Annotated in this window: 11 protein-coding genes; 7 read left to right on the forward strand and 4 right to left on the reverse strand. The window is 56.7% G+C overall.

The window, feature by feature from the left end; translation table 11 throughout:
* The coding region (locus QZY01_RS20805; protein ID WP_294541043.1) for a tetratricopeptide repeat protein at positions 1-533 on the reverse strand (533 nt) is incomplete at its 3' end.
* 704 nt (positions 534-1237) lie between these two features.
* Between QZY01_RS20805 and QZY01_RS20810 the strand changes: the two genes are divergently transcribed.
* The 5 genes from QZY01_RS20810 to QZY01_RS20830 all read left to right on the forward strand — a co-directional run bounded on the left by QZY01_RS20810 (position 1238) and on the right by QZY01_RS20830 (position 6949).
* Positions 1238-1471, forward strand: coding sequence for a hypothetical protein (locus QZY01_RS20810; RefSeq protein WP_294541045.1), 234 nt, complete (start codon positions 1238-1240; stop codon positions 1469-1471).
* Between the two features lie 534 nt (positions 1472-2005).
* Positions 2006-3427: a UbiA family prenyltransferase gene (locus tag QZY01_RS20815; RefSeq protein ID WP_294541047.1), complete on the forward strand. Its 1422-nt coding sequence runs from the start codon at positions 2006-2008 to the stop codon at positions 3425-3427.
* A gap of 14 nt (positions 3428-3441) precedes the next feature.
* Entirely contained in the window at positions 3442-3729 is a 288-nt protein-coding gene (locus tag QZY01_RS20820) for a hypothetical protein (protein WP_294541049.1), read from the forward strand.
* Positions 3726-5057: an FAD-binding oxidoreductase gene (locus tag QZY01_RS20825; protein ID WP_294541051.1), complete on the forward strand. Its 1332-nt coding sequence runs from the start codon at positions 3726-3728 to the stop codon at positions 5055-5057. The genes QZY01_RS20820 and QZY01_RS20825 overlap by 4 nt, the downstream gene beginning before the upstream one ends.
* 146 nt (positions 5058-5203) lie before the next feature.
* The gene (locus QZY01_RS20830; RefSeq protein ID WP_294541053.1) at positions 5204-6949 is read left to right on the forward strand and encodes a hypothetical protein; all 1746 of its coding nucleotides are present in this window, start codon (positions 5204-5206) and stop codon (positions 6947-6949) included.
* Positions 6950-7137: 188 nt separating this feature from the next.
* Here QZY01_RS20830 and QZY01_RS20835 read toward each other — a convergent pair whose 3' ends face one another.
* From QZY01_RS20835 to QZY01_RS20845, 3 genes are all read right to left on the reverse strand, one after another.
* Complete coding sequence (locus tag QZY01_RS20835) at positions 7138-8862, reverse strand: O-antigen ligase family protein (protein ID WP_294541055.1); 1725 nt, start codon at positions 8860-8862, stop codon at positions 7138-7140.
* 75 nt (positions 8863-8937) lie between these two features.
* On the reverse strand, positions 8938-10479 hold the full coding sequence (locus QZY01_RS20840) for an oligosaccharide flippase family protein (RefSeq protein WP_294541057.1): 1542 nt from the start codon (positions 10477-10479) through the stop codon (positions 8938-8940).
* 315 nt (positions 10480-10794) lie between these two features.
* Positions 10795-10980 carry a hypothetical protein gene (locus QZY01_RS20845; RefSeq protein WP_294541059.1) on the reverse strand — a complete coding sequence of 62 codons (186 nt, stop codon included), beginning with the start codon at positions 10978-10980 and terminating at the stop codon, positions 10795-10797.
* A gap of 24 nt (positions 10981-11004) precedes the next feature.
* Between QZY01_RS20845 and QZY01_RS20850 the strand changes: the two genes are divergently transcribed.
* Both QZY01_RS20850 and QZY01_RS20855 read left to right on the forward strand, forming a co-directional pair.
* Positions 11005-11532 (forward strand): hypothetical protein, encoded by a 528-nt coding sequence (locus QZY01_RS20850; RefSeq protein WP_294541061.1) that lies wholly within the window; start codon positions 11005-11007, stop codon positions 11530-11532.
* Positions 11533-11925: 393 nt separating this feature from the next.
* The coding region (locus QZY01_RS20855; RefSeq protein WP_294541063.1) for a hypothetical protein at positions 11926-12109 on the forward strand (184 nt) is incomplete at its 3' end.

Raw genomic sequence — 12109 nt, forward strand, 5'->3', positions numbered from 1 at the left:
CGATTGGCCGGATCGAGCGCGACAGCGCGCGTGAAATGGTCGATGGCCTGGGCGCGATCACTCCTCTGGCGGGCGATAAAGGCCAGCCCGCGCCAGCCGCCGACAAAATCGGGATATTGTTCCGAAAGTTTGAGAAAGATCGGCTCCGCCTCGTCATGCCGTCCGGAGTCGCGCAGATCGTTGGCGAGATCGTTTTGCAACCAGAGATCGGCCGGATCGACTTCCAGAGCGCGTTTCCAGTGTTCGACCGCCTGGGCCCGATCGCCCCGCTGTCGGGCGACGAGCGCCAGCCCGCGCCAGCCGAGCATCAACCTGGGATTATTGGCGACCATGTCGCGGTAGGTCGTGGCCGCCTCATCGAGGCGGCCAAGTTCGCGCAGCTCGATCCCGATTTCCAGCCGCGCGGAGACATTTTGCGGGTCGAACGCCGCTGCCGCCCGGAAATGCTCCAGCGCAGCGACACGATCGCCTTGTTGGCGCGCGGCCTTCGCCTGCGCCATATGCGTTGAAAAATCTGACACGACGTCGGTCAATTTGCGTCGCCTGAATGGAGGTTGAAAACGCTGCGGGGCGGGTGGAACAATTTCGGCCAGGACCAGGGTTTGGCGCCTAAGCGCCTCGCCTTTTGGGGCGTCGAACAACCAAGTTGACGAGTCGAGATGCACGTTGAGTGCGGATTGTTTATTCGAGCGAATTTAGAGTCGATCGCGGGCGTACTGCCGGTTTCGGAAACAAAATCAAGCAGATTTATTGCATTCATGCGATCTTTATTATCTAAGTGGCGGCCGTAATTTTTTTGCATATCGCCATTTCTACATGTATTTTTTTAAGAAACTTCAGCAGAATTGACCCAACGCGTATATTGCTGAACTTGTCAAAAATATATTAATTCGACGTTTGGTCTCTTCGACACGACGTCTGGCGCGCGCCATCTCGCAAAACAAAATTGAATTTCCATCCATTCGGCCGACGCGCCCGCCGGGATGGATGAAAAGCCGGCCCAATGAACGCGTTTCGCCTCGCTCGCCATTGCCGCCAGCCCGACACGCAGCCCTCAAGCCAGACTCAAAAAGATGATATGCTCAAATAGCCTCAGGCGATCGCGTCCGTCAAGGTGGCGGAAATTCAGAGCCGGTCCGCGCTAAGCCGCAGACGGCGATTTTTGGCGGGGACGCTGCATCTTCTGCGGGGCAGGTCGTGGCCTTCGGGTTCTCGTTGTCAAACGGTTCGGAAGCGGATGGACGTTTCCGCGGCGGCTTCGACCGGATCGTCGGGGAAGACGCATCGTCCTCATCAAACTCGATCTGGAGAGCGTCGATTTTCTGACGAGAGGGAAATCTCGGATTTCGACGATATCGCCTTCGAATTCACCGGACTGCCGAAGGAGGCCGCCAGCCGGAACCACCATGTGCTCGACGTGATGGCGTTTATCTGGAGCGAAAACGAGAGCACACCCATCGTTCCCGAATGAACGGATGGCGCCATGGCGGTTCGCGACGCGCCCGATTACAAGACCTCTCACCACAGCCAGGCGGGGCTTTCCCCGCTGCGGTCGGCGGTTGGATCCCTGCCGCGCCGGCCATCCGGCTGACACGCAGCGTCCCGACGCAAAATTACCGGGGCGAGGAAAGTTGCGCCATCGACCTGGTTTCCGCACCCGCCGGTGCGGCGAGAAGGCGCAACAATAAAATTTCGTCCGGTGAACAGGGAATTCCCAGGCCCGTCCATAATCTTCTAACCACCTGAAGTAAAATAGATATTTGTCTTTTCAGCCAAAGCTCGAAGTGTCTCGTTGTCGATGTTCGTCAAATCCCCTCCCTCCATCGGTGGATGTCGACCGATTCAGCTTTTCACGCCAAAGTTATCAACTTCTTGACCTGTTTGCCCCCGGTTGCGGATCGCCCCACTTGAAATTGATTGCCTCCTATGCAAGTGTTATGGCGAAGCTTCTTAACGTCAATTTCGAGGACCAATGGCTAGTTTAGCATCAATATCGGCTTCAGCCGTGGACGACAAGGTTCCCTTGGTGGTAGACCTTGACGGAACTTTGATTAAGTCCGATCTATTGGTTGAGAGTGGTTTTGCGCATTTGGGAGCCGATCTCTCCCAGGCTTTCTTGCTTTTCTCTGCTCTGAGAAGCGGCGGCAAGGCGCGGTTAAAAGCGGAAATTGCGAACGCCATCGAAATCGACGCCGCGCATTTGCCCTACGATGCGCGGGTTATCGAACTGATCGAGCAGGCGCGCGCCGAGGATCGCCCGGTCTTTTTGGCTTCGGCCAGCAATGAACGCTATGTGCGGGCGGTCGCGGAGCACCTTGGATTATTCGACGGCTGGTACGGATCGACCGCAATCGCCAATCTAACCTCCAAGTCCAAGACGGATCTGCTGGTGCGCGCTTTCGGGGTCAAAGGCTTCGATTACATCGGCAACGACAGCGCGGATTTGCCCGTCTGGTCCGCCGCCAGGAATTGCATTGCGATAACGTCGTCGGCCTCTGTTCGTCGAAAATTATCCGTCATCGACGGCGACGCCTTGGTGATGGACAGACGAACCGGCGGCATGGCCGCCTGGATGAAACTGCTGCGTCCGCATCAATGGGCCAAGAACGCGCTCGTTTTTGTTCCGCTGCTGACGGCTCACCTGTTCAATTTCTGGTCGATATTGTTCAGCGTGGCCGCGTTTATCGCGTTTTCCGCGGCCGCTTCTTCCGTCTATATTATCAATGACCTGGTTGATATCGAAGCCGATCGCAAGCATCCGAGCAAAAAATGGCGACCGCTGGCCGCGGGGACCGTGCCTATCTTTCCGGCCATCATGGTTGCTTTGTTGCTCGCCTTCTGCGCGCTGGCCGCGGGCCTTGTCATAGGGACGAGTTTTTTCGTTGTTCTGGCCGCCTATTTGATCTTCACCACCGCTTATAGTTTTTTCTTGAAGCGCAAGATGATGATCGACATCATCGTTTTGGCGTTGCTCTACACAATCCGGGTCATCGGGGGCGCCGAGGCGATATCGGTGGAGATTTCCGAATGGCTGCTTGCCTTTTCCATGTTCATATTCACGTCTCTTGCCCTTATCAAACGTTATATCGAGCTCGCGACGCGTATCGACGCCGGACTGCCCGAACTTAGCAACAGGAACTATCGAAAGGGCGATCTCGATATTGTGGCCATGCTTGCGGCCGCCGCAGGCTTCAATGCGGTCACGGTCTTTGCGCTTTTTGTCTCGTCGGATACGGTGAGACAAACCTATCGTCACCCTCAGGGCCTGTGGCTCGTCTGTCCCCTGCTGATGTATTGGATCGGCCGTGCGCTGATGATGGCGCATCGACGTCTCATGCACCATGACCCGATAATATTTGCACTAAAGGATTGGAATAGTTTGGCGACATTTGGTCTTATCGGTCTTATAATGCTTTTGTCTTTTTGATCAGGGGTTGGGGCGTGGTGGAGGACACCTGTAAGAGCTATGACAGCTATTTAGCTGATCATGTCCGCTTTTTGTGCTACGTGCTTTTTGCGGCGGGCGCGGGGCTCGTCGCTCTCGCATTTCGGGAAATGGCGTTGCGGTTCCTTCCTGACCAGCCCTTGACGGCGTCCTTCGCGATGGGACCCGGCGCCGGTTTTGTTTGCAACGCGATCGAGGGCAAATTTTTTGGCTCTGGAATGCGCGAGAAGGCTGCTTCTCCCGCGATCCGGCCTGAAATCATGATGCAAGAGCGACTTGCATGACGCTCGTTCACGGCTGGGGCCGCTATCCGGTTTACGAAAGCGAAGTGTGCGCGCCGTCCTCGTCGGACGAGGTTCCGGCGCTTGCCAAAGCCAGCACGGATTTTGTCGCGCGCGGCGCCGGACGTTCTTACGGCGACGCCGCGATCGGGACGGTCAGGACGATTTCAACGCGGGCGCTCGATCGGGTGCGCAGTTTCGATCCGGCGACCGGCAGGATTGTCGCCGACGCTGGCGTCCTGCTCGCCGATCTCATCAGAACGTTTCTGCCCCAGGGCTTCTTTCCGAAGGTGGTTCCCGGAACGCGGTTCGTCACCATTGGCGCCGCGATAGCCGCCGATATTCACGGCAAGAACCATCACCGCGCCGGCGGGTTTGGCGATCATGTCGAAAGTCTTTTATTGGCCACCGTCGATGGTGGCGTGCTTCGCGCTTCCCGCGAGGAAAATTCCGACGTTTTCTGGGCGACCATCGGCGGCATGGGATTGACCGGCATAATTCTCGAGGCGACGCTGTGCTTTCAGCGCGTCGAGACCGGCTGGATCCGCCAGAAGACGATCGTCGGGAGCGATCTGGCCGCCACCATGGCCGTGTTCGAGGCGAACAGCGCGGCCACCTATTCGGTCGCCTGGATCGATGGCCTCGCGCGCGGCGCCAAACTCGGGCGATCTCTGATTTATCTGGGCGAACATGCAAAACGCGGAGAACTCGACAACAAGGCCGCGAACCGGCTGTTCCCCGAAATCGGTCACCCGCGGCTCTCGATACCGTTCACTTTGCCCAATTTCGTGCTTAACCCGATCAGCGTCGCGGCGTTCAACGAAGCCTATTTCCGCATGGGGGCGCGCAAGGCGGGATCGCGGATCGTCGTCGGAGCAGACCCCTATTTCTTTCCGCTGGACGGCATCGGCGAATGGAATCGCATTTATGGCCGTCGCGGCTTCGTTCAACATCAGTGCGTCATCCCGGACAAGACCGCCGCGTCGGCACTGTCCGATATGCTCGATCTGATTACCCGCCGTGGCGACGCCTCATTCCTCGCCGTGTTGAAAAAGCTCGGGCCGGCGCAGGGGCTGCTGTCCTTCCCGCTCGAAGGCTATACGCTGGCGCTGGACTTTGCAGTCAAGCCCGGTTTGTTTCCCTTCCTGGACGCGCTTGACAAAATCGTCGTCAAAGCGGGCGGACGCCTTTACCTGGCCAAGGATTCGCGCCAATCTCGCGCGACTTTCGAAGCTGGCTATCCTGCGCTTGAGCGTTTTCGCCAGGTCCGGCGGGCGCTCGATCCATCGGGCCGCATTTCCTCGCGTCTTTCCCAACGGCTCGGTCTTTGAAGGAACGTCAATGTCCGATCCCCCAAAAAGCTTTTCGCGCGCGGAGGCTTGTCCGATCGTCGACCGGAACCCGCGTCGGCTTTCGCGATGATAAAGGATCGGCCGCTTGGTCGCTTTGAAAATGTCTAAAACTGAAGAGATGCCCAATGTCCTTGCCGTTCGATCTGGAAACCAAACAATCCCCTGCAAATCCAAGGGTGATCGCCCTTGGCTACTACCTTCTTGTCGGCGCGATTCTGCTGGCGTTTTTTGTCACTTTTTATCCGGAGGTCTACGCACACTTCGTACCGGCAGAAGATGAGCCAGGGTTTTTTGGCGGATCGTTGAAAATAGATCCCTATCATTGGCTCTCCAGCGGATACTCGAAGTATTTTGCCGTTTATCCCGAGTGGTTTGCGCCTTACACCAACTTCATCCGGCCCGCAACCAGCGCGCTGGCCTGGGTATTGTATCAGATTTTTGGCGACAGATTCGGTTATTATATTATTCCATATTATATCTTCATCTTGCTCGCGGCCGTCGTTCTGTTCAGATGTCTGAAGGACGTGGGCGTGAGCGGACCGATCCTGTTGTTTGCCGCGATCCTTTGGCCGCTGTCTCCCCCCGTGATCAGCATGGGACTGTGGAATTTCCCCTTTATCTTCGATGTCGCGACTGCCCTGATCGTCATCGTCGCTTTTCGCGCCGTCCTGTACGAGCAATACGCGCTCGCCTTCCTGGCTCTCGCGCTGGCGCTCGCCACCAAGGAAACGGCGGCTTTCGCGCCCGTGGCCGCAGCCGCCACAATTCTGATCTTCCGCCGGTTTTCCCCGACTAGCTGGGGCCTTGCCACCTTGATGCTGCTGCCGGCGGCCATTTGGGCGGGCGGCAGGCAATATTATCTGGGGCAGTTTTCCGGCGGAACCTACGCACGCATCGGGTCTGAATCCGTCGCCCATGCGATCGGCTATTGGCCCGTCGGGTTAAGTCCCGCGTTTGTAACGCTGAAGAATTTGGCGCTTCACCCCGGGATGCTGGGGGATGTCAAATTCATCCTCGATCTTGCCGCGGCAGGCGTCAACGCCCTTGTGTGGGTCGCGATCGTCGTCATCTATGCGAAATATCTGCCTCGATTGCTCCAAAGCTTTGTCTTTGATCGAAAAAGCGAGCCGGCGCCGGTCGACAAATGGCTGCTGGCGATGCTGATCTGGCTTGGCGGCTCCTTGGCCTATCTGTTGGTGAATAATTTATACGGGCGTTACGGTGGCTGTTTCGCCTTGTTTTTGATCATGACGCTGATTGCTGCAGCCTATCTCGATCGTCAGAGCCTCGCCGGGCGGCTTTCTTTTGCGTCGCTGATTGCTTTGACGCTGTTGTACGTTACCTCAGGGATATACCAGGTGAACGCCTTGCGCGTGCAAGCCAGCATCGCTCAGAAACTTCACGCGTCCCTGGACAAGGCCCTGACCGGCATTGGCGGCCCCCGCCACAAGGTCTATGTTGTGAATGCCGCGCGCGGATTTTCTTCCCCGGATTACCTCGCGCGATTGCTGAATTCCCCGCATGAACTGATCTATGTGAATCAGTTCGACGCCTGCACGAAATCCGCCGGGTTTTCAGGCGTCCCGGTCAACACGCCGCAAGGTCTGCACGTCACCCTTCCGGAATGCGCGCAACTGGTTTTCAATGCGGTGACGAACCCCGAATTCGCGTCCGGAACGGTCGATGTCGTCCAGCGGGAGGGCGTCGGGACTTACTCTTTCGGATCCCAGAAAACCCAGAAGTTCAGCATCGTGCCCGGATATACGCTCGACGGACATGAGTTCTATTTTCAGGGCGTTCCGGACTCGGCCGATGTCATTTACTACAATTGGAGCAACGAAAAGTTCGAGCGCCTTGGTGCGGATCAATAAGTAAGCAGATCGGTAAATCCTGTGAAGGTTTCGGGTGCGCTTTACTGAATCCGGCCGGCGATTTGGCCATGACGGTTGTCGGACAGGCCTCGGGGTTCGAAGCCAGGCGCGCCTGGCGGTTCCGATTGGCGGCAACAGGCGCTCTAGCCCATTGAGATTGCTTAGAAACTAAAACTTTGACAGCGGTTTCAAAACGGAAGTCGACTGGTCGGCTGCCGATGCGGTTCGGAGGCCATCTGGATCCGTGGAGCGCCGCTGTTGATCGAGGCGCTGACTTTGGCTTTCTTGGCCATTCTTTTGGCCGACGACTCGGCTATGACGAAAGTGATTCCCAACAATATAAAGAACAGCGTTTGATTTTCGCGCTGGGACAGAACCAGGCGATATACGCCATAGGCGATCAGCGAACAGGCGACCGGCGCGCTGATTTCTGCCGCGGGATCCTTGTCCCTGAGATAAATTCGGATCAACATTGCGGCCGCCACAAATATCATGCCGAAATATAACAACAGCCCCGGCACTCCGGTTTCGACGACAACGCTGAGCACATAGGAGTCGATGCTCATAGCGCCAGCTGGGGTGTGATAATTGACGGTTTCGGCCGCTCGTCCGATGCCGTGGCCGGTAATGGGGTTGGAGAGAATATGAGGCCAACCCAATTGCCACTGTATATTGCGGGAATCATCGCTCGATGCGGTGTCGCCGCCGCCGAGAACGATATTGTGAAGTCGTCGCCACGTCAGAATGAGGGCGAAAAGCGCTGCAATGCACATGGCAGAAGCGGTAGCGAACAGCGGACCAACCACGCTGCGGGGATTCAGCGCCGAATAGCGAACGACCCACAGGCCCAGAAGTAGCGGCACCGAGATCAGAAAGGCGACGTTGCCGCCTCGCGCCCCACTGACGAAAAGGCTGAGCATCGCGCCGACCAGAACGGCAACGCCGAGAAGTCGATCTCTCATATTGCGGGTGTGCAAAATAAAATACAAGCCGATCGGCGCGACCATGGCGGCGAATTCGCCATAGCACAGAGGGACGTTATAAATCGACGAAGCGCGATATTGGCCGTTGCGAAAGGGATTGGAGTTCACGACGCCGGCGACGGAAGGATTATCCCGCATCATCTTGTTCAGCAGGCTTCTGGGGATGACTTCCACCGCCCAATTGTGATGGGTGATGAAGTCGACAATCCCCAGCGCGGCGACGAACAGGGAGAGAATTGCAACGATTTTGTAGAGAAGGATCACATCCTTTTCAGAACGAATAACGATCAGACAAGCAAAAAACGGCAGGTACCAGTTCAGGAAATATTCGAAAAACTGGCCAATGGACTGCGTCGGTTCCTTTGAAAAAAAGATCGAGACGAAGGCCATGAACAAATAGCCGATGATACAGAAGCTCAGCCAATATTGATCCGAAAGCACCTTGGAAAGGGATCGGCGTTCGTCTCGGGAGACGGAAATGGAATAAAGAGTCAAAAGAACCAGAATTAGAACCATCACTCGGCGAATGGATATCCAGGGAATTCCTGAGATCTGCACCATATAATAGGTTGGAATGGTGATTTCGACCGCGACCGTAAGGAAAAAAGCCCGCCTCAAGCTTGCGGCGGGAATCGTCGGCAAATCTGGCAGCGCCCAGAACAGGACCGGGGCGCTCAAGGCGACGAGGCCAATCGGAGCCATTGGCGGCAGCAGCACCGATGCGGCGCCAACGATGAGTCCATACAAGGTTGCAAACAACGCCCAACCGATCGTGCGAAGCACGCCGAATTTGAAAGCCGGCTTGTTCCAGCGGGTCCATGCGCGGAACAACAGGATCTTGAGCGCAGCGATGGCGCTTTTGATGGTTGCCGAAACGTTGGACGGCTGAAGACGGTCCCGAATGCGCAGTCCAAGTGAATTGAAATCCATAAAGGTCCTCGTTGCCGAATCTGGCGAAGCCTTTTATCGGTCGCACGCCTCCTATGCGGCGCCGACCTTTGCTTGTCACCCTATTTGCTTCGAATCTGCACTGTCGCTCGTCGGCGGCGAAATATTTTTGCCGGCCGTCGCGGAGAGGGAGCCTGCTTTTCGATCCGATGACCCGTCTTCGGAGTTTGGCGTCGCGCTTTGCCCACGCGGCGCCATGACGTTGAAAAAAGGGCGCGCCGCGAGCGCCGCCCAGCAGGCAAAAACGATGGCGTAGTCGGCAAGCGCCTCCATGGTCGGCTGCCCATTCAGACCGACGGTCGTCACAAAAGTCAGGAGACTTGCTGATGAGATGACCAGAAAACCCAACAAAACCGAAAATTGCAGATCTTTTTCCGCCCCGCGCATCAAATTGCGGGTGAGGAATAAGGTGACGCCGAAGCTCACTACTTCGCCGAGAGCGCGGCCCGCGAGAGCGGATTCAACATATCGCGCATAATATAGGAGAATGGCGCTCAACACCAAGGCAAAGATGTTGGAGAGATTGCCGATCGCCAGTCTCTTGGTTCGCTGGCTCATCAGGAGCAAGGAACCGAAGGGTTCGCCGCGCGCGATGCGAAAATATGCGCTGAAGGCGAGCAGCGAAAGCCCCAGAATTGAAATCTGGAATTTTGGACCGAAGACGATGGGCAGCACAATATTGGTGAGGGTCAGCACGCCGACGGCATAGCCGGCCGCGAGCAGCGGCGAAAGCCGGGCGGCCAATCGCACTTTTCTTGTCCAGTTTTCGGCGAGGTCGCCGGCATTGAAAAGAGCGGCGGAGGTCAAGGAGCCCATGACCCGGTAAACCATGTTGATTGGAAGGATGGTGGCCAGCATGACAACCGAATAGACGCCGAGCGCGGGCAAGCCGAGCATCGCACCGACCAGGAAGCGGTCGCCCTGCGACGAAATCGCCAGACCCACGCCATTGAACATCAGCGGATAGCCGAAGCGGAATGCCTTGAAGAAATGCGGCGAGAAAAAATTCAGCCGATAGGGCAAACGACTGACGAAGTGGCTCGCCACGACGCCGCCGATCGCCTGTCCCACCAGCGAGGCCGTCAAGGCCAGATGATTATGCCAGATGGCCAGCGCGGCAATCAGCGCGCCCAGACAGAGCGCATTGGCCGCAACAATGCAGATCAATTGGGGGCGGAAATGATAATCGCGTTCAGCAACCCTCGGTTCGAGATTTTCAAACGATCTGATGAGGATCACCGCCGCGAGGAGGGCGAAATCGCGCCATTCCGCGTGCAAGGAAAAAGCGTCGGCGATCAGAGGCGAAACGGCGTAAGCAAAGAGGGCGACCGCAAAGCCGCGCAGCACCGAAAGCGCTTGCGCGCTGGCAAGCGCTTCGACATATTCGTCGCGTGGGAGCGAATAGACATAACGATACATGGCGATGTCCGTGACCTGTTCGAACATCCCGTAAGTCGCAGCAAGAGCCGACGCGAAACCTAGTTCGGGCAAATCGAGCGCCCGAGTCATGATCAGCATGCGCAAGAAAGGCAAGCTGATTTCCAGCCCGGCAATGACGATCAGCGATTGACTTTTCTTGATGACGTTGTTCGACGTCATTAATCTGCTCGCTTTCATTCGATGGGCAACGGCGACGGCAAACGCATTGTCGTCGATCGTTGCCGTCGATCGTTGCTCAAGATACGACGCCCAACCCGACGCCTCTTTTATGCCCTGATAACAGCGGCTTGTTTCTAAAGCGACGTTGCGCCGCCTGACCGAGATATAGCCGGTCGTTAGATTGCATGCACGGGCGACGAAGTCGATTGGAATATTTTTTCCGCGAGGCCGCCTCCGTATCGGCTGCCGGGCGCCGCGAAGGGCGGTTCGCCGATCTCATGCCGACAAATGTTCGACCTTTCCCAAGCGGCGCGATCATCCATCGTCCTGTTCCCGGGCTGCGGCGGCAAGCGCTTCCTCATACGCATCCAGGAGAATGCCCCATTCGCGGGTCTGGATTCCCGAGCGCAGAATTCGGGCGGGATTGCCTCCGACGATGCTTCCCGGGGGAACGTCCTTTGTCACGACCGCGCCGGCGCCGACGATGCATTGGTCGCCCACTTTTATGCCCGGCATGATAATTGAATGCGCGCCGATGAAGCAATTGCGTCCGATATAGGTGTGCGTGTGGAAATGACGGGAAAGGTCGTGGGCGAAAACGACCGCGTGAAAGGCGATGAGAGTGCCGTCGCCGATATGAACTCCGCGAGGATTGGTCATGTCCAGATCTGCCCGAAGCGAAATCTTGGTGTTTTGCCCGATATCCATTCCGACAATTTTGCGCAAACGCCAAAGCCGAAGCTCGATCAGAAGATTGCGAACGGCGAGAGCCGCCTTGCGCACGGGACCCAGTGGATGAGGACGGTGTTTTACGCGGTTCATTCTTGCCTCTCGCAGTTGCAGTCCACGTCGATAGCGGTCCGGGGCGCGGCCCCCTTCCGGCCCGGCGGGGAGCGCGGCAGTCCTATACCGTCTTTGCGCCCGCGGCAAAACATCCGCCAGTTTTTTGTGCTGCGGGCGAGATTTTCCGACCGGCGCGCGCTGCCGATGGGTTGCGCGAAGGCTTTGGCTTTCTGGAGCTTTTTCGAGCGGAGCGGAGGCCGGTTCGCGTGAAGAAAACGCCTCAAAACCAGAACTTGAGCCCCTTTTCCGTTCCATTGGATCGGAACAGGGGCTCCAGAGGCGGCGCGCTTATCGGGCTCCGGCCCAAAACGCCATTTTTTTTGACGTTCATTTCCTCAGTGTGTCGTCTGGCGCGCACAATCTGCCCGCAGATGATTTATCGTAAAATATATCGCTTTCCAGAAAATCCTTTTTCAAGGAACCCAAATTTTAAAATGCCTTACCACCGATCACAACCCGCTGATTGTAATTGGGCTGCGCATGTCTGGCTATAGACGGACGTAGATGGATCAGTACGATTTTCTTAAAGGGCGTATCATTTTTGTCATTTATTTTAAATGTGATACGTCTAAAAAGCTCGACCGCGATAAAGGAGTTGGATGAATGTATACGCTCGCTGAACTGGCAATGCTACGTGCGGTCGATCATAACGCCGTCCTTCCCGGCATCGACACAAAGACTGGAAACCAGGTTCCAGCGTCTTCATTGACGCAGTTGAGTCAGATTTCTCAGTTAAAAACCTCTGACTACTGGTACGATCCCGCCGCAAATATGGTCCGTGTCGTCA

The organism is uncultured Rhodoblastus sp. (assembly GCF_903903185.1).
In the GTDB taxonomy this organism is placed as follows: Bacteria; Pseudomonadota; Alphaproteobacteria; order Rhizobiales; family Beijerinckiaceae; genus Rhodoblastus.